This is a genomic window from Pantoea brenneri, from assembly GCF_038594305.1.
Lineage (GTDB): Bacteria > Pseudomonadota > Gammaproteobacteria > Enterobacterales > Enterobacteriaceae > Pantoea > Pantoea brenneri.
In genome coordinates, this window is the sequence record NZ_JBCGBG010000002.1 from 352003 (window position 1) to 370085 (window position 18083).

Consider the following 18083-nt stretch of genomic DNA (forward strand, 5'->3'; position numbering starts at 1 on the left):
CAGCAGCTCCTTTCTGGCATCATCCGCATTCATCAGCATGAGTGTGCTCCTGCGTTGTCAGACGCGCTGAAAATCATCCAGCTTAAAAGATTTATTGTTCAGCGCGTCGGTCCCGCCGTAAAAACGCATGGCGGGCAGCGGCCGTTTACCGGCCGTAGGCAGCCAGTTATTTTCCAGCCCGGCGGGTGCTTCAGGTCCAATGTAGATCGTCACACCGCCGTCAGCGTTCTTTTTCATCCGCTCCAGATCGTAGGACGACAGCGTGGTTCGCCCGCTCTCACTGTAAATGAACGACATTGTATCGCGGTTATATACGGTCAGCGCCCAGAACTGCTTCACCGGCATCTGCGCGGGAACATCAATTTTATACAGCTGACCGGCTTCCAGCGGCGCGCCGTCAGCATCTGCCAGTGCCATCAGGTACTGCGTCGCCGGTGAAGCCGAGAGCTGTTCCGGCATATAGGTACACCAGAAATACTCAGCCGCACGGTTGATAAGATCGATGCGGTCGTCATAAACAAACGTGAAGCGATTATTTTTGTCTGCCTGCAGCAACGACGCATAGTGCCGGTCGGGCCAGTAAAGTTTTTCTGTCGGGAAGTTATCGTACCATTGCTGCAAAAAAAACCAGGCATCGATGGCGGCCTGGCGCATCGCGAGCCGCGCAGTATCATCCGGTGCAAAGGGTTTACCCCGCTCAATGCCCAGCGATGTCAGCATCCCCATCATCACTTTGTCCTGCTCACGCACCGGTTCCACGCTCAGCACCGCGTGCATATCATCGAAATGTCGCTCGTCGTAAAACGGCAGCGTGGGATAAACCCTGTCACTGGGATCGACAAATTTCTGCGGCGGCAGATTCCCGGCCTCGCTGAGAAAATACATCCGCAGCTTTTTCGAATAGTGGTAGGCATCCTCTGCTGACTTACCGGCCGCCGGCACCGAGCGAAACGCAAGGGCGATGCGATAACTGGGTGACGCGACGTGGAGATAGCCTGCCGGAATGGCCTGATCATAGCCCGGCGGCGTCAGCAGGTATCTGGACTGTTTGCCTTTATCCATGCCGGCAGGTCCGACATCAGCAATGGTGAACTGCCATGCGTCCACAATCTGACCGTAGAGACTGCCTTCCGCACCGGCTTCGGGCACCTCCAGTACCACCGGGCCTTTTTGCAGGTCGGTAAAGGCGGTGATGTAGGGTGTAGTACTGTTGGCCGTGATGGCTTCAAGCAGCGGCGTCGCCGTACCGGAATAGGCCACGATATCATTGTCCTTCATGCCGAGGTTACTGAAGGCTGCCCGGCGGAAGCTGTATATCGCCACCGCCGGCATATTCCACAGTACCGCTTCGAATGCGCGCTGATATTTTAGCTGATAGTCAAAATCAGTAACCGAGCAGACCGCGCCTGCGGGCGGCATTCCCCCCTGCGTTTCCCCTTTATCACCCGCGCCATGACGTAACGGGATATTAAGCGATTTCGCCTGGGCGGCAGGCATCTGCCTGAGCGCAGCCAGACCCACTGCGCCCCCCAGAATCAGGCGGTAAAAGGTTCTTCTGGATAGTTCCATTGTGGCGACTCCATCAAATAAAGGGCGAATTGAGACCGGAATAAGTGACGATATCTGTACTGATATAACGTGATGCAGCTGACAAGAATTTCGCTGTAGTGAGCAGAAGCACAATTCTTAATTGTAGCAACGTGCTGAAACAGCGTGAAAATTTGAGTTATAACTATACTTTCTGTCTGAAGTAAGCGAACCGCGTAATTCGCCTTTAATCATTAGCAGTCGTGAACCTCACTGTCACCAATTTTGCTCTCCAGCATTAATAACGTAGCCATAAATTCCCTGCCAAAAGGAAATAATGATGAAAGCTCGATCAGGATTATCTGCCGCCTTGCTGTTTATGGCTTCAGGAGCGCTGCACGCAACCGGACAGGATTCCGCTCAGGCCAATAACCCGCTTGCGAACATGACTGCGTTCAACATGCAGAACTATTACATTGGCGATATCAGTGAAAGCGACAAGGATGCTAATCAGTTCTGGTTACGCTACGCCAAACCGTTTTCGCTGGGTGAGACCAACTGGATCCTGCGCGCCTCACTGCCGGTTAATACCTATCCTTCGCCCCCGACTGGCGGGCATCAGACCGGTCTCGGTGATCTCAACCTGTTTACTGCCTACCTGATCGATACCGGTAATCCGGCGGTGAGCTTCGGCTTCGGCCCGCAGCTCACCGCGCCGACGGCAACCGAAAACGCGCTGGGCAGTGAAAAGTGGTCAGCCGGGCTGGTCAACGTCCTGTTTGATGCCAGCAACCCCAAAATTCAGTACGGCTATCTTGCCTCCTGGCAGCACAGTTTTGCCGGTGAAGGCGACCGCAGTGACGTCAATCTGGGCGCCTTCCAGCCATTTGTCTTTTACCAGTTAGGCGGTGGAACCTACCTGCGATCGGCACCAATCTGGAACTATAACTTCCAGAATGACAGCTATGGCGTTCCGCTGGGGCTGGGCGTCGGGCAGATCATTAAGAAAGGAAATACCGTTTATAACTTTTTCGTTGAGCCGCAGGGCAGCGTTGCCGATCGCGGGCCGGGGCAGCCGCGCTGGCAAATTTTTGCCGGGCTCAATTTGCAGTTTATGGATTAATCATTTTTCGTTTCTGTTTTTGTTCAAAAAAGGAAAACCTCATGCTGATGAAAAAAAAGGTTCTGGTCGGTGCGATGCTACTGGCTGGCCTGACGGGTTCTTCATTATCTCTGACGGCGCAAGCTGCCGAAGCGACCTATCAGGACCCGGTGCTTACCCTTCAGGGTTCGCCGGAAGTGTTCAAAAAAGGGATGGAGGCTGACGGTTACAGTTCAGCCGTGATGGCCTGGACATGGGGCTATCCTTTGGTACGTATGGAGCAGATTGCCCGCGAATATACTGATGTGCCAGCACCTAAGCCGCCAACCAGCTATCGCGCGCCGCTGAATCAGATCGGCTGGGCAACGGAGCTGGCAACGCCCGCAGCGAAAGATATGCCTTCTGCGAACAACGATACGCTCTACATGAGCGCAGTCGTTCAGCTTGATGAACCCTACGTACTGACAGTGCCGGATTTGCACGATCGCTATTATGTAGTGGACGTCTTCAACATGTGGCAGGAGCTGGAGCACTATATCGGTCGCCGCACCACCGGAACCAAAGCCGGTAAATTTGTCTTTGTTCCGCCGGGCTGGAAGGGTGAGTTGCCTAAAGACGCCACCGTGCTGAAGGTATCCACCAACAAAATCTGGTTATGGGGCCGCATGCGCGTAACCCAGGGTGAAGATATGGCGCCACTGCATGCATTGCAGAAGCAATTCCATCTGCAGTCCGCCAGCGGCAAGGTCTATAACGATACTCTGGCACCGATGCCTGCACTCAAAAACGACGGGCTGGATTTTTTCCGTCAGCTCGCCTTTGCCATCAAATCGAACCCGGTCAAGCCAGAGGATAAAGGATTGTTCGGCCAGTTCAGCCGTTTTGGCCTGACTGAAAAGGGCTTTGATAGCAGTAACATCGCCTCGCCCATACTCGAAGGCGTTAAGCGCGGTGTGAAGGATGCACCTTATGTCGCGGTGTCTACGATGGTGAGCACTTCAGAAGTACGCTAGGGATGGAGCTATGTGAAAGGACTGGATGATTTTGGCTACAACTACCCGCTGCGTTCGCTGGTTTCAGGCCCTTATCTGGGTGGTCAGGGAGAGCGAGAGGCTGTTTACCCGGTTCGTTATAATGACAGCGAAGGCAAGGCGCTTTCCGGAGCCAGCAGCTATACGCTTACGCTGAACTCAGAACCCCCGGTTAACGCATTCTGGTCGGTCACGATTTACGATGCCGACACTAAGATGCTGGTCGATAACCCACTTAACCGCTACAAAATCGGTTCAGACACTCAAGGCCTGGTAAAAGATAAAGATGGTAGCCTGAACATCACGCTATCTCATACTCAGCCCGAGGATAAGAACGCCAACTGGCTGCCTGCGCCTGAGGGCAATTTTTATCTGTTATTCAGGTTGTATCAGCCCAAAGATTCAGTGATGGACGGTAGCTGGAAATTACCCGAGGTCGTGCGAAAAACGGAATAAACACCCGCTGACCAAATTTCCTCAATGAAAAATAGTGGCGGTGCCGGATAAGCCCGCCCGTTGTCACATCGTTCCCTCGCGTCACAGGCCGAAGAGCTGCCCGCAGGCACAAATATCCAGACGCTGGCTGGCGACCTTCACAGCGATGAAGCTGGGGGGTTCGCCTGAAGCACGCGGCGGTGGCAATGATGAGGAGCTGGATGCTGCGGTCACCTCTGCGATGAAAGCCGGGGACGCAACCAAAGCGCCCTCCGTGGGTTAGCGTGATGGCATCAAGCTGCGATGCCGCTATCCAGCCGGTCAATAGTGATGAGGCTGCCTGCCTGCAGCCAACAACGCACCGGCTGTTGCATAAGCACCATCGTTTATTCAGCGCCGCAGACAAGTCGACACCCCATGTTCAGACAGACAAACGGCTGAGCGGGCAGGGCTGCCCGCGGCGGGTATTGCCTGATCAGAACGCTGAATAGTCCAGTGGCGTAATGGCGTGGCGATCGAGATTTTTGCTCAACGCGCGCACGGTACTTTTCATCGGACACAGCGTGCCAACGTCCGTGACCCGGCAATCTGACTGTCGCCATTCTTCACGCAGCAGCGGGTGCGCCCGATCAACGGCTTGCAGATGACGCAGATCATCCATACTCTGCGCCTGGAAATAGACGTGCATAAACCGCTCGCCGCTCTTTCTGTCACGCCAGCGTTCAAACACCAGGCTGCTTCCCGGTGGAATGTTGCCGCGCGTATAACCCGGTAGCGTCCAGCTAAAGCCCATTAGCGTTCGCACCATCGCAATGTTGGTATCGTGCGCCACCAGCAGCAGCCAGCGCGTATCCGGCAGGCTATCCGCCGTTTTATTCACCCCTTGCTCTGCACCCTGCAACATGGCGTTAAGCAGGATTGAACCGCGTTTCCGGGCGGTATACAGCACATCATTTCCGAGATCGTAATTCTCCGTCAGCAGCGGCAGGATCGCGGTGATCTGGTCAGACGATGTTATTTTTCCCCACGCCAGCTGGCTGACGGGCAGATTCTCACTCCATCCGAGCCGCAGTGTTTCCACCATGTTGGCCAGCACGCTCAACCCGTCAATCGAGGCCTTTCCGCTTTTACCCTGCTTAATCTGCCACGGTTTCTCAAAAAATGAGCAGTCTGCCCCGGGCAGACATACCGCATTTTTAAGCGCCAGCACGGCAGGCTGCAACGCCTGCTGGCGCGCGCTTAAATCACCCGCTTTTTCCTTTACCGCGGCCAGTTGTGTTGCCGGATCGGTATTGGTAGCTGGAAACGCTTCGGTCTGGAACAGCGGGTCGTTTTCACCCGGTACGACGTGAATGGCGACGCCGCAGCCAGGGAATGCGCCGTCCACCAGCGCCTGCGCAGTGGCGCGTGTGCGCTGCAGCGGGCTGGCGCGCGCAAAGAGATCCTGCGGCTGCGGGCATCCGGCGGTGAGCAGCCCCAGTTCACGATAATGCTCGCCTTCCCAGCGTCCTTTATTCACCACGGCAGCATAGCCGTGGCCAGTAAGTTCACCATCCTGGGTGCTCCAGCTTGTCCAGGCGCGATGCGTGGCAGCCTCTATATCTTTGCGGTTTCCCGGCGTCGGCGGGCGAATGCCGTGGCGACTCAGTTCGACCACTTTTTCCAGCTGATACTGTGAATCCGCGTGCGCCTGCATGGCACCTGACCACAGCGCGCCGACAATCAACAGGCGTGCGGCGGCCTGACGGGTGAGTAGCATCATAATAGCGTCCTTAATGAGGTAATTAAGATGAATAGAGGGTGCGGCGTTCACTGGCGTTCAGTCTTGCCACCATCACAGCGGTGATAAAACACAACAGCGCAGACGCCAGACCGGCTGCAACCCAGAACAGCGACAGCGTGTGAAAGTCGTAGATCTTTTTGCCGTTCTCGATCACCGAGGTTTTATCGATGATGATACCGGTCAGAAACTCACCGAATCCTGCCCCGGCATAGCTGACAATGCCGATGGTGCCGAGTGCCGCGCCGGCCGCTTTGCGTGAAGAGATATCGACCGCCAGCAGTCCGCCGAGGAAGCAGGTCAGTGCCCCGATGGTGGCGCCGAAAATTACCATCGAAATGATATCGGTGTAGTAACTGTGTGGTGACCACAGCATCAGGGCAAACCCGCCGGTGTTCAGCAGACTGATGAATCCGGCCATGATGCTGCGGTTACGGGCGAAGAAACGGTCAGACAGGATCCCGGCCAGTATGGTGCCGACAATACCCGCAATCGCATTGACGCCAATGATGGCCGAGGCTTCAACGGTGGTATAGCCCTTGCCCTGTTGCAGAAAAAAGATGCCCCAGGAGTTCACGCCGTAGCGGTCGATATACATAAAGGCTGAGGCCAGCGCCAGCGTCCAGAGCGCCGGATTACGCAGCGCCAGCAGCTGATTTTTCAGGATTGAGCTTTTGGCCTCGTCTTCTTCCATCGGCTCATTACTGATCTGATGGATTGACGGAAAGCCGCAGCTCTGTGGGGAATCGCGCATAAACAGCAGCATCAGCACCACGCCTGCCGCGCCGAGCGCCGCGGTCGAGAGATACCCCATGTGCCAGCCGTAACCGGCAATCACCGCGGCGATCAGCATGTAAGTGATGGCCTCGCCAATATTATGTGCCGTCGACCAGATTGAATAGAACGTGCCGCGCTCTTTGGTGCCGTACCAGCGTGCCAGCGACACCGCGCACGGCCCTACGCCCATCGACTGCGCCCAGCCGTTAATGCCCCAGAAGATCGCCAGCAGCATCGCATTGGTGGTCATGCCCATCATCAGGTTCATGCCCGCGCTGAGTAACAGTCCCAGGCTCATAAAGCGCACCACATGGGCATGATCGGCGAGAAAACCGTTAACCAGCTTGCCGATGGCGTAGCTGAAAAATAGCGCCGAACCAATCATGCCGAGTTCTGAGGGGGAGATACCCAGCTCGACAAGCGCACTTTTGGCGACGGTAAACGAGAGGCGACAGACATAAAACGTCACGTACGCCAGCGTCATGGCAAGAAACGTCTGCCATCTGACAAAGCGAAAGCGTTGTGGATCAAAAGCACCGGCGCTTTGCTCAGGGCTGGTGCGGAAAAAACTGAGTAATCCAGACATCATCTTGTCTCCGATAGGCGGAGGTGCCGCTGATCGCTGTTGATCATCCATGACGGCCAGATCCCTGTTTTTATGTAGAGTACAGAATCAGAAGCCCTGCCTGCCCAGGTTAGCGTAAACTTTGTTTAACCCACTGTTTTAACTGCGGATAGAGCGCGTTACTTGCCAGTAATACCGGGTTGCCGTCGGCCAGGCCGTTCGCCGCCAGGTAGTCATTTGTGGTGCCACCCGCTTCGCGCATCAAAACGATGCCCGGCAAGCCATCCCACGGATTCATATGCGGTTCGTAATAGCCGATCAGCCGTCCGGCCGCCGCCCAGGCGCTCATCAGCGCACCCGACCCATTGCGCACAAACATGCCGCCATGCTGTAACAGCGCCTCGAGGAAGGGCAGGAAATCAGCCGCTGAAACGCGATGTGACGTCCCGACACCCATCACGCCGCCCGCCACATCGCTGGCCGGGTGTGGCGTAATTCGCCGATCGTTCAGCCAGGCACCGTGCCCTTTAAGCGCGTGAAAAAGTTCATGATGGTTAGGGTCATAAACCACGCCGATCACCGGTTCGCCATCGACTACAATCGCCAGTGACAGACACCAGGTATGCAGGCCGTTGAGAAAACAGCTGGTCCCGTCGATCGGATCCACCACCCACAGCACCCGGCTGTTGCGAGCAGCCGTGCCGCTCTCTTCACCTAAAAACCCATCATCAGGAAATGCCTCGGCAATCCGCTGCTTAACGAAGGCTTCCACCTCGCGATCGGCGCGGCTTACCACGTCCTGCAGGTCAGTGCCTTTGTGGTCGGTCTGCAACTTTTCACGCTGCTGGTAGAACTCATCAGCCAGCTTTCCCCCTGACTCAGCAACACTGCAGGCGAAGCGGTAGCGCGCCAAAAGCGAATCATCTTCATGGGTAGCCATAACATCTCCTTAATGAAAATGCACACGTGTGCATTTTGTAGCAAAAAATTAGCCCCGCAGGGCAGAAAGGAGTGTGGCGATTCTGCGGAGAATAATCTGTGATTCACTCCGCATAAAATTAATTTTCCATTACGCGCTATTACGAACTATTAATTTCACCGGGACGGCGCGATGTCGGGAGGGCAGATCAAACCGGGCGATGCGCGTCACCAGCAGGTCGACCGCCTGCTGCGCCAGCCCCTCGGTATCCTGCTGAACGGTGGTGAGATTGTAAGGATCCCAGTCAGCCTGCGGAATATCATCAAAGCCGATGACCGCCGGAAGGGGAGTCTCACTGCCGAGCGATCGCAGGCCGTCCATCGCGCCCAATGCCAGCATGTCAGTGGCGCATAACAGCGCCTGACAGTGGCTAAGCTCAATCGAGGCCGCACGACCGGCAGCGTATCCGCCGCCAGTAATAAAGCGCGCTGAAACGGATAAATCGGGAGTCAGCGAAGTTAGCGCCGAATAACGCTCGCTGGTGCTGAAATTCGAGAGATCTTCGCCAATAAAGCCAATATTACTCCATCCCTTCTGGCGACAATAATCGACCATCAGCTGCATGCCCTGCTGATTATCACTGGCGACACGATCGCAGCCGGCTAAATCCGCATGACGATTGATCAGGGTGACCGGAATTTTACGCTCCAGATACTCCTCCGCCAGCAAAAGAGGCGGTGCGCCAGAGGTAATGATGACGCCGGCAACATGATAACTCAGTAGCTGTTTAAGTGACGGGGCGAGCTGGTCAGGATCATCGGCGTTCATCAACAGCGGCATAAAGCCGTGTACCGCCAGTTGATTCACCAGCGGGGAGAGCAGTTTGCTGCGGAAAGGGTTATCGAAACCGGCGGTGATGATGCCGATGAAATTACTGCTGCCGGTGTTCATGGTTCGGGCGATGATATTGACCTGATAGCCCAGTTGCTCAGCCGCATGCATGACTTTGGCGCGCGTCTTTTCGGCAACCGACGCGCCCGGTGTAAAGGTTCTCGATACTGCCGAGCGAGAGACGCCCGCCAGCCGCGCGACATCCTCTGCCTTGACCCAGTTTTTCCCTTTTACCTTCATCCGTTCTCTTACCCTGTCAATGTGCCCTGAATGCCTGCGCCGCTAAAATGGGCTCTGAATCCAGATGTTTTCACCGCAGACTGGAAGTCGGCAGGCCATATCAGTTTATCGCGGATAGCGAACGCTCACCTCCTGCCTACTTTGCGCCAGACGCTGCACCTATAGCTGTCAGAATGTCTCCAAAAGAGGTTAGCAGGTCACGGAGAATGTTACGATGGATCAGGCGTTAATGGCATGTTTCTTAATGGCGAGGTAAGGCAAACCTATTCTGTCGTTCGTTGATGCCGGTAAGAGGAGGCTTAAAGGCTCTACTGAGGGGTTTCTGTATGTAATGGAACCTCAACCTGCTCAGCGGGGTTGGCACTGATACGTGCTATATACGCGCATAGTGCTGGCCAATTAGTCAGTTCAATTACAATCTGCGATTGGATCAACCCATGTATGCTGGTACGCGATGAATGAGAGTAGCACTGATTCCTGAATCAGCCCTGAGGGGTGAATTGCGCGCTCTGAGCCTCTTATCTCTGACACCGTTTCTACACCGTGAGTATGAGCTTGGTTGTTCGACATCCAGAAAACTTCTTGAGCGATGCAGGCATTGTTTGAAGGGCTGCGCAAAAGAGGGTCGTCAGCGGAAAGTCAATCATTACATCAACATGCGCACTCTAGCCGCCAATGAAAGCAAAAGAACCGTGGCAGTTTATCCTGAGCAAGGTTGTACGGGAAAAAGAACATGAGACTGGCTGTTAAATATCATGAAAGGGATGAAAAATTTGCTTCAAGGATAATTTTGTTGGCAAAACATGCATCTGGCTTTGTCCATTTTTCAGAATTCTGAGAAGTTCAATCCAGTTTTTGGAAAGCGGATTCATCTCTTGTCCTGTTCGCTACGGATTAGTTAAGCCCGCCAGGGCCTGTATCCTGTCGAAAGAGTATCTCTTTGATGATTAACCACCACTCAACTCTGGAGAAATATCACGGCTTCAATTACTTCCGCCTCTGTTAGCCAATACTCCTGGACCCGCTCCGTTTGCTCCATCTCCACCGTTTCCGCCTCATTACCTCTATTTCCCCCTGCAGGCAGTTAGTACCAGGCATGACATCTTTACCATTCTCACCGTAAGGTCAAATTGCCCGATTCAGCCCGTCTGTTATGCCTTTCACCGACAGGAGGCTGGAAAGATTTCTGCGGTATGGCCTGAGCTGAAGTGGTTTGATAGTGGATTAAGCCCGCACACGATAGTATAAAAAATCAGACGCGTTTTATTTAGGTCATTAAAAACCCCTCCTTTATATATAGTCACCTTACGCAGAGAATTAATCTTCGATATGTTTTTTTAACATCGTCAGAAATAAAAAAGTGGTGGAAACATAACTCTCTTACGAGTTCGTTATGTAACTCAGTGATGAATGATTATTCGACAACAGAATATAAGTTCCCTGCGTCAACTATAATGGATAAAACACAGAAAATGAAAAATAGCATCCATCGCCAGCTTAGTAATAGTCAGTCTGACGCTCTATCAAAAGTCCCTATTAATGGTTTTGATTGAATTTCCACGTTTTAATCTACCAATAAAACTATACAGCACGGTAATTATGGGGGGGTGGAAAATGAGCAGCGCTATTCAGATTCACCATGTCTTTAAATATAAATATTGAATATCACTTATCGCTACGGTCGCTACAGTTAAAAGTATATGGTCAATGGCAAAGTTTTTTATAAAACCCAATTTCATGAACAATTCCTAATTCTTTTATGTGTCATTCATCTAAATCTGGCCCTCTCCCTAAAAATGATATGGTTACTCAAGTCTTTGAGGTGCCGCCTAAAAGATAACAGCAAAGAAAAAACAATACATGAATCTTGACAAGGCTGAACCTAAGTGACCAGAGATTTATCCCTTCTATTTCCCCCTTACAAATAATATACTATATCCTTTCAATCCCCTTACATAGTCCGCTTTATGTCAAATAAAAGCTTCACAGATACCTACCGAAAAGACATTGATGGCCTCAGAGCACTGGCTGTTGTTCTTGTCATACTGTTTCATGCCGGGATTAGCCAGATAGCTTCCGGTTTTATAGGGGTCGATATTTTCTTTGCGATTTCCGGTTTTTTGATAACCGGCATTATCATCAAGCAAAGAGAGAAATATTCGTTCAGGCTGGCGAACTTTTTCGTGCACCGTCTCTGGCGTATACAGCCAGCTTTTATCACGATGTCCATGGCTACGCTGATAGCAACGTTCTATTTTTTTCTGCCGGATGATTTTCTGGCATACCTGCATAGTGGGAAGTACAACGCTTTATTTCTTTCGAACCAGTTTTTTGCGCGACAGAGCGCCGCCTACGCTTCCCCCGCCGCTGATCTGTTTCCTTTACTCCATACCTGGTCCCTCGCGATCGAGTGGCAGTGGTACCTTTTTCTCCCGCTTGGTATTTTATTGGCGGGTGCCATCTTGCATCTTAAGTCGCTGCAATCGGTAGTCACCAACCCGACTAAAGCCCTTGCTGTAACGTGGTTTATCCTGACGCCGCTGGCAGCTGGTCTGGCGCTGTTTATGGCCAGCAAAGAAGCAGATGCTGCTTATTACTCCCTGCTGACCCGGATATTCGAATTCATGGTGGGGGGAGCTGCATTTTTCCTGACCCGCTACGTCCGCTCGATTCCTGCAGTACTCTCTCACGTTGCGGGCATTTTAGCGCTGGCTGTGTTGCTTTACATCGCCATGCATCCTGACGTTATCGGGTTCTATCCAAATATATACGCGTTGCTGGTCGTCGTAGCTTCAGCGTTGATCATGTTTACCGGAACATACGGGAATAGCATCGCATCAAAGATTCTTGGACTATCCCCCGTCGCATTTGTGGGCAGGATATCGTATTCGTTATATCTCTGGCACTGGCCCGTTCTGGCCATTGCACGGTACCTGGGTTACGACCTGACCGGTTCCACACTTCTTTTGTGCCTGACACTGACGGTCCTGCTGTCGCTGATTAGTTATTATCTCGTAGAACAGCCGTGCCGGCGATGCCGCTGGCCACTCAAATATACTATTCCTCTGCTGATCATCGTCCCTATCATCATCTTCAATGCAGCGTTTAAATATGCTGAGCATCGTGACGGTATTCCAGGACGATTTGGTGCTGAATATGAGCGAGTGGCTAACAATATCAATAGGGGTTTGCAGCAAGCCGGACATCGGCCAGACTGCCTGGATGGATCTCAGGATGCAGGCAGATGCATGTTCGGTGATCTTAACGGTCAGAAAACAGCGTTGCTTATTGGCGATTCTCACTCAAACCATTTCTGGGGATTTTTCGATGTGCTTGCTCAGGACGCCCACATCCGGATGACTGGGTTGAGTACAGCACTGTGCTTAGCGCTGCCGGATACATACCTGTATGACTGGTGGTCATTCAGGAACCAGACTTTTGACAGATGTCATGATAATACTGCCAGGTACTATGAGCTGATCGCTAAGAATCACTATAACTACGTCATTCTGGGGCAGGTATGGGAATGGTACGTAAGCGGTCCTCATCTCATCAATCATCCTGGTGATGAACGCTCAGATGCACTGACTAAGGCACGCTTCAGCAGAGCCATTCGGCAGGCCTTAAACACGATAGTCGCATCAGAAGCACGACCGGTTATCATAAGGACCGTAGCCCCTATGCCCGTTAATTATCAGCAATGTATCCGTCACCACGTGATCTTCAGGGAGCCGTATCGCCAGGAAGAATGCGACAACCAGAACCCACAGAGTCATGAAAAAGAATGGACGCTGCCGCTGTTCGATCAGCTGCAGAAAGAATTTCCAACCTTGATCGTGATAGACCCTAAGAAAGTACAGTGCGAAAACAACTATTGCTCTACAGCTCTGGATAAAACACCGCTTTATCGAGATGTTGGTCATTTAACAGACTTCGCCGCTTATAAATTTGGGCAGGAATATCTAAGAGATATTGGAAATCCATTTTGATAAAAAAAGGGTCTTCATAAGGCCCTTTTCCTTCTTTAATATGTCTAGCTATTAAAATCTTTCCTTATAGTTTAGCGTTCGATATTACTAAAATCTGTATGAATGGTATTGGCTCTGTATAAAGCCGTTTGCATCCCACCCGATTTTAAACTCACTCTAAAAAGATTTTATTTTAGCTTAATGTGGGCAAAGTGTGTCAACACTATTGGAGTTTCCTTTAGTAAACTGGAGAAAGTCATCCCAACGAAACAGCAATGGAGTTTTAACTAAAAGATTTCTTGTCTTCCTGATGACAAAAAATTACCCTGACTCCCGAAAACGCCGCTATACGACATGCTTGCGGTTCAGTTATGTTACTGATGACCCTCCCTTTTCCGCAGGACATCACGCATGAACGACTCAGTGCTTCTGAAAGCGTTTGTCGCAATAGCCACAATTATTTTGCTCTGGCTGGAGTTCAGGCCGCAGCAAAGAAAAATCAATCCCAACCCGACGATCGCCGCGGCTGATGCCAGCGAACGCCATGCCTGGCGTTTTACCCGATGGGGCAGCCGGATTGTGCAGATTATCTTAGGGATATATCTGCTGTGGATCACCATCAAATACCTGATTACCTGACCCGCGTTTTAGATCCGTGCGCTGCTTTTCTGCGCTCAGGTGATCCATAAATCGATCACCACGCAACCACTTTGCCAAAGCGGTCTAAGAACTGCAGGCCGGGTTTGCCGAGTCTTGAGACGAGAGTATCGACGATGTCCGGAACGGTTTCTTCAAGACTGAATGCGGCATTGTCTCCTCCCAGCTCCGTTCGAATCCAGCCGGGTGCCAGCAGCAGCAAAGATCGAGCCGGATGCACTTCAGCTGCGCGGGCTGCATAGCTCCGCATGTACTGATTCAACGCGGCTTTGGTACCGCGATAGACCTCTTTCCCGCCTTTGGTGTTATTAGCAATACTGCCCTGACCAGACGACATAATGCCGATCAGGCCCTGGGCGGTTACCCGATCCTGCAGCGCCTCAATGGTACGCATTGGCGACAGTGCGTTGGTTATCATCAGCTGGGCAAATTCTTCGCTACTCACCTCAGCGATAGTGTCATCCTGATTGCGATTGGCGCTGCCGGCATTGATAAACAACACATCGAAATGCTTATCCGCCAGCCGGGTATGTAAATCAGCCAGCTGAGTCCGATCGGTTATATCCAGCTGCTCGATTGTCAGCCGGTGCGGATAGTGCTCAGACAGATTATCGAGCGCAGGGGAGCGGGCGGCTCGGATGGTGGCCGTGACCTGCCAGTCACGTCGGAGGAATTCTTCAGCCATCGCCAGGCCGATGCCTCGTGAGGCGCCAATCAGCAGGATATGCGGTGTCGCAGACGGCAACGTTGTGTCAGCCATAGTAATCACTCCGGATTTGATGAACCAAACCTGAGCTTACCGACATTTGAGGATTGCACCAGACGCGTAGTATGCAACACTCGGTTGCATCAAATGCAAACTGGCGGGGTCATTGAAATGCAGGATATCGATCTGAATTTGCTAAAGGCGCTGGATGCGTTGCTGGCCGAGCGCAGCGTCACGCATGCGGCCCAGCGGATGGGCCTGAGCGTCTCGGCAATGAGCCGCAATCTGACCCGATTGCGCGCTGTCACCGGCGATCGGTTGCTGGTCCAGGCGGGACGTCAGTTAGTGCTGACTCCGTATGCCGAGGGACTGACTGAGCGGGTAGCGGAGATCGCCCGCAGCGCTTACGCCATCCTGCAACCGACCCGGCAGGTGTTAGATCTCGCCACGCTTGAGCGCAGCTTTACCCTCAAGGCCAACGAAGGATTTATCGATCTGATCGCCGATTCACTGATTCATCAATTGCTGAAGACGGCCCCGCGCGTCCGCCTGCATTTTGTCACCAAAAGCGACAAAGATGCCCGGCCGTTACGCGAGGGAGCGGTTGATCTGGAGATTGGCGTGCTGGGTACCGATGCACCTGAACTGATGACCCGCACCTTATTCACCGATCGCTTTGTGGGCATCTGTCGCAGCCAACATCCGCTGCTTCAGGCACCCGGCGTAACGGCTGAACGTTATGCCAGTTATCCGCACGTGGTGGTATCAAGGGAAAATAAAATCTATGGTCCGGTAGATGCTGCGCTGGCGGGCGAGGGCTTACAGCGCCAGATCCTGATGGTTGTTCCCGGCTTCGCCAACGCCATTAACATCGTACGCCAGACCGATCTTATCGGACTGGTCCCTTTATCGGCGCTGGGATGGTTGCCCGCCAGTCCACAGCGCGCCGGGCTGGCCGAATTTGCATTACCGGTGGTCACGCCCGCCATCAAAATCTCAGCTATCTGGCATCCCCGGCTGCACGCCGACCCGGCGCATCGCTGGCTGCGGGAAACCCTTGTCTCGCTATGCCAGCGCAAAGCTGGCGAATAACGGGTTCAGCCAGGGTATTCAGCGACGGGAGGGGAACAGTGGGGCAGGTTTACGGCGCTACACCGGTTGCGCGATGAGGGATTCAAACCGACCAGGATGCACTCCACCGCCTCGACTATCCGTCACGATGATAAGTGTCAGTCCGCTGAGGGCGTGTTCCCGGCATCCCTTCAGCGGTCACCGCAGCGTGACGGGTTCCCGGCACGGCGATAGCGGAATGACCGCTGGCATGGATCGCAAGCGGTGAGCAAACCGAGCAGGTCATCATCGATATGCTCAGTGAAACGCGGTCTGACTGTTACCACCTCGGTGAAACAGAGCCCGATGCAATGAGCCTTATCAACCTGTTTTGCGGCACGCCGCCAGCATATCGTCGGCGGCGACGTACTCGCGCGTCTGTACGCCGGTGATCCCCAACAGGGTAGAAAACAGGTTGTCCTGAGAGTAGGCATGCGCTGTCGCCTGCTGGCTCAGGCAGTACCGGTCCACCGCGTAACGCTGCTGGAAGTCAGGCGACAGCCAGATCAGCATCGGCACCCGGGTCTGCACGGCAGGCGCAATCGTATAGGGCAGGCCGTGCAGGTAGACTCCGTTTTCGCCCAGCGACTCGCCGTGATCAGAGAGATACACCAGGCTGGTGGTGAACCGATCCTGATGCGCCTTCAGCAACTCAATCGCTTTATCGACGATATAGTCAGCGTACAAAATGGTGTTGTCATAGGTGTTGACCAGCTGCTGCTGCGAGCACTCCTGAATCTGTTTGGTTTCACAGGTCGGGGTGAATTTGCGAAACGCCGGCGGATAACGGTGACTGTAAGTCGGCCCGTGACTGCCGATGGTATGCAGGACGATTACGCCATTGCCCTGCAGCTTTTCGATATACGCTTCCAACCCATGAAAAAGCACCTCATCGTAACACTCACCTTTAATGCACATGCCGGGCAGGTTCAGGGCATTTACATCCTGATTCGGAACCCGGTCGCAGGCGCCCTTACATCCCGCATCGTTTTCGTGCCATAAAACGCTCAGGCCCGCCCGCTGGATAATATCCAGCACTCCTTCCTGATGGCTGGCCAGCGCATCATCATAATGTGCGCGCGGCATGTTCGAAAACATGCAGGGGACCGAAACCGCCGTTGAGGTGCCGCACGAGGTGAAGTCAGGAAAATAGACCACCTCATCGTCAGCCAGCAGCGGATTGGTCGGCCGCCCATAACCGCCCAGCGAAAAGTTTGCGGCGCGTGAGGTTTCGCCCACCACCAGAATCGTCAGATTGCGCTTCGGACCGTCCAGCATCTGCGGAAGCTGATGCGCATCTTCGCCTATTTTCACCAGCGGCAGGTCAGCCTGATGATGATGTCGATAGTATGAGAGCGAGGCAGCGATGAAATTCGCCGGACTCAGGGCCTTGACCAGCTCATGATTATTGCGGATCAGCGAAGCGTAATCTTTGTAGAACAGCATCGCCACCAGCGCGATCATCACCAGCGAAGCTGCGACGTTGATCCCGCGGGCGACCAGGCTTTTCCAGCGCGGCAGCGTCCTTTTAAATCGCGGCCAGAAAGCCAGTGCAGCCATCACAAAGCCGGTGAGAAACAACACCGCTAACATTTTCGGCGTGAACAGCGCCATGCTCTCGGCCGGGGTGGTATCCACGATGTTAGTGATCATCGATCGGTCGAGCACGATGCCGTAGTGCTGAATAAAATACTGCGCCGTGGCTGCGGCGATAATAAACAGCGCGATGGTTATCCTGTCCAGCCAGAGAAAGGAGGCGAGGGTGACCACGATATTAATCACGCTGAACGCCACCAGCGGCATGCTGAGGAAGAACAGAATATTGCCGACGCTGTTCAGCGGAACTAAATCCAGCGCCTGCCGATAGAACGGGAGATTGAGAAAAAATGAGATGTAAAACGAGAACAACACAATATAAGTAACGCGGTGCAAAACGGGCTTACTGAAGTGCAGTTGAGACATAAAGGTATTCCGTCACCTGAGAAAGACTGACCGGTAAATATTCAGCCATCATTTTATTAACATTCGTTAACTAAAATTCTGAGGCTGTGAACCCTGGCGACAAAAGTTAAATAAAACGCTTACCCGCATCGCTTAATAAAACAGGTAGTTGCTTAACAAAATCTGCATCACAGTTGCCTCGAAAAGTATAAGTTACCGTAAGTAAAAGTTAAGTAAATCTAAACTAAACGCCGCTATTATCTGGGTTTACTGAACGGATATGTGATGTGCGTCACGCTATAGTTCGATTGACTGGCAGGTCTGTCGCATTATTCGCCAGGGCAGGGGATTTGCTCAGAAAAACAGCCGCTTCGCTAGCACCTGATTACGGGGATTCGCGAGCAACCGCGGGCGACAGGATGCGGGATCACAGC

13 protein-coding genes are annotated in these 18083 nt (G+C 53.1%); 6 read left to right on the forward strand and 7 right to left on the reverse strand.

The window, feature by feature from the left end; all coding sequences use genetic code 11:
- Positions 1-57 precede the first annotated feature (57 nt).
- On the reverse strand, positions 58-1569 hold the full coding sequence (locus AABB92_RS12420; protein ID WP_031376938.1) for a DUF1254 domain-containing protein: 1512 nt from the start codon (positions 1567-1569) through the stop codon (positions 58-60).
- A gap of 295 nt (positions 1570-1864) precedes the next feature.
- Between AABB92_RS12420 and AABB92_RS12425 the strand changes: the two genes are divergently transcribed.
- The 3 genes from AABB92_RS12425 to AABB92_RS12435 are packed head-to-tail and all read left to right on the forward strand — an operon-like array spanning position 1865 to position 4116.
- Positions 1865-2650 carry a hypothetical protein gene (locus AABB92_RS12425; protein WP_238585872.1) on the forward strand — a complete coding sequence of 262 codons (786 nt, stop codon included), beginning with the start codon at positions 1865-1867 and terminating at the stop codon, positions 2648-2650.
- A gap of 47 nt (positions 2651-2697) precedes the next feature.
- The gene (locus tag AABB92_RS12430; RefSeq protein ID WP_238585871.1) at positions 2698-3642 is read left to right on the forward strand and encodes a DUF1254 domain-containing protein; all 945 of its coding nucleotides are present in this window, start codon (positions 2698-2700) and stop codon (positions 3640-3642) included.
- Positions 3643-3654: 12 nt separating this feature from the next.
- The gene (locus AABB92_RS12435; protein WP_238585870.1) at positions 3655-4116 is read left to right on the forward strand and encodes a DUF1214 domain-containing protein; all 462 of its coding nucleotides are present in this window, start codon (positions 3655-3657) and stop codon (positions 4114-4116) included.
- A 454-nt stretch (positions 4117-4570) separates the two neighbouring features.
- On the opposite strand, the gene AABB92_RS12440 is transcribed toward AABB92_RS12435, so the two are convergent.
- The 4 genes from AABB92_RS12440 to AABB92_RS12455 all read right to left on the reverse strand — a co-directional run bounded on the left by AABB92_RS12440 (position 4571) and on the right by AABB92_RS12455 (position 9267).
- Positions 4571-5857: a histidine-type phosphatase gene (locus AABB92_RS12440; protein ID WP_031376936.1), complete on the reverse strand. Its 1287-nt coding sequence runs from the start codon at positions 5855-5857 to the stop codon at positions 4571-4573.
- A 22-nt stretch (positions 5858-5879) separates the two neighbouring features.
- Positions 5880-7238 (reverse strand): MFS transporter, encoded by a 1359-nt coding sequence (locus AABB92_RS12445; RefSeq protein ID WP_031376935.1) that lies wholly within the window; start codon positions 7236-7238, stop codon positions 5880-5882.
- Between the two features lie 109 nt (positions 7239-7347).
- Positions 7348-8157, reverse strand: coding sequence for an inositol monophosphatase family protein (locus AABB92_RS12450; protein WP_031376934.1), 810 nt, complete (start codon positions 8155-8157; stop codon positions 7348-7350).
- 129 nt (positions 8158-8286) lie between these two features.
- Positions 8287-9267, reverse strand: a complete 981-nt coding sequence (locus tag AABB92_RS12455) for a LacI family DNA-binding transcriptional regulator (RefSeq protein ID WP_031376933.1) — start codon at positions 9265-9267, stop codon at positions 8287-8289.
- Positions 9268-11234: 1967 nt separating this feature from the next.
- On the opposite strand from AABB92_RS12455, the gene AABB92_RS12460 reads away from it, so the two are divergent.
- Entirely contained in the window at positions 11235-13256 is a 2022-nt protein-coding gene (locus AABB92_RS12460) for an acyltransferase family protein (protein WP_031376932.1), read from the forward strand.
- Between the two features lie 390 nt (positions 13257-13646).
- A complete protein-coding gene (locus AABB92_RS12465; RefSeq protein WP_031376931.1) occupies positions 13647-13874 on the forward strand; it encodes a hypothetical protein in 228 nt (75 codons plus the stop codon).
- 55 nt (positions 13875-13929) lie between these two features.
- Here the strand turns inward: AABB92_RS12465 and AABB92_RS12470 are convergent, their stop codons facing one another.
- Positions 13930-14652: an SDR family oxidoreductase gene (locus AABB92_RS12470; protein WP_046289481.1), complete on the reverse strand. Its 723-nt coding sequence runs from the start codon at positions 14650-14652 to the stop codon at positions 13930-13932.
- A 117-nt stretch (positions 14653-14769) separates the two neighbouring features.
- Here AABB92_RS12470 and AABB92_RS12475 point away from each other — a divergent pair, with 117 nt between their 5' ends.
- Positions 14770-15690, forward strand: a complete 921-nt coding sequence (locus tag AABB92_RS12475) for a LysR substrate-binding domain-containing protein (RefSeq protein ID WP_031376929.1) — start codon at positions 14770-14772, stop codon at positions 15688-15690.
- A gap of 339 nt (positions 15691-16029) precedes the next feature.
- Here AABB92_RS12475 and eptA read toward each other — a convergent pair whose 3' ends face one another.
- The gene (eptA, locus tag AABB92_RS12480) at positions 16030-17670 is read right to left on the reverse strand and encodes a phosphoethanolamine transferase EptA (RefSeq protein WP_031376928.1); all 1641 of its coding nucleotides are present in this window, start codon (positions 17668-17670) and stop codon (positions 16030-16032) included.
- Positions 17671-18083: the final 413 nt, after the last annotated feature.

Excerpts from the sequence above, each read along its gene's own strand:
- AABB92_RS12450 (WP_031376934.1), bottom strand. The coding sequence starts at position 8,157 with ATGGCTACCCATGAAGATGATTCGCTTTTGGCGCGCTACCGCTTCGCC.
- AABB92_RS12430 (WP_238585871.1), top strand. The coding sequence starts at position 2,698 with ATGAAAAAAAAGGTTCTGGTCGGTGCGATGCTACTGGCTGGCCTGACG.
- AABB92_RS12440 (WP_031376936.1), bottom strand. The coding sequence starts at position 5,857 with ATGATGCTACTCACCCGTCAGGCCGCCGCACGCCTGTTGATTGTCGGC.
- AABB92_RS12420 (WP_031376938.1), bottom strand. The coding sequence starts at position 1,569 with ATGGAACTATCCAGAAGAACCTTTTACCGCCTGATTCTGGGGGGCGCA.
- AABB92_RS12475 (WP_031376929.1), top strand. The coding sequence starts at position 14,770 with ATGCAGGATATCGATCTGAATTTGCTAAAGGCGCTGGATGCGTTGCTG.
- AABB92_RS12465 (WP_031376931.1), top strand. The coding sequence starts at position 13,647 with ATGAACGACTCAGTGCTTCTGAAAGCGTTTGTCGCAATAGCCACAATT.
- AABB92_RS12455 (WP_031376933.1), bottom strand. The coding sequence starts at position 9,267 with ATGAAGGTAAAAGGGAAAAACTGGGTCAAGGCAGAGGATGTCGCGCGG.
- AABB92_RS12425 (WP_238585872.1), top strand. The coding sequence starts at position 1,865 with ATGATGAAAGCTCGATCAGGATTATCTGCCGCCTTGCTGTTTATGGCT.
- AABB92_RS12445 (WP_031376935.1), bottom strand. The coding sequence starts at position 7,238 with ATGTCTGGATTACTCAGTTTTTTCCGCACCAGCCCTGAGCAAAGCGCC.
- AABB92_RS12470 (WP_046289481.1), bottom strand. The coding sequence starts at position 14,652 with ATGGCTGACACAACGTTGCCGTCTGCGACACCGCATATCCTGCTGATT.
- eptA (WP_031376928.1), bottom strand. The coding sequence starts at position 17,670 with ATGTCTCAACTGCACTTCAGTAAGCCCGTTTTGCACCGCGTTACTTAT.
- AABB92_RS12460 (WP_031376932.1), top strand. The coding sequence starts at position 11,235 with ATGTCAAATAAAAGCTTCACAGATACCTACCGAAAAGACATTGATGGC.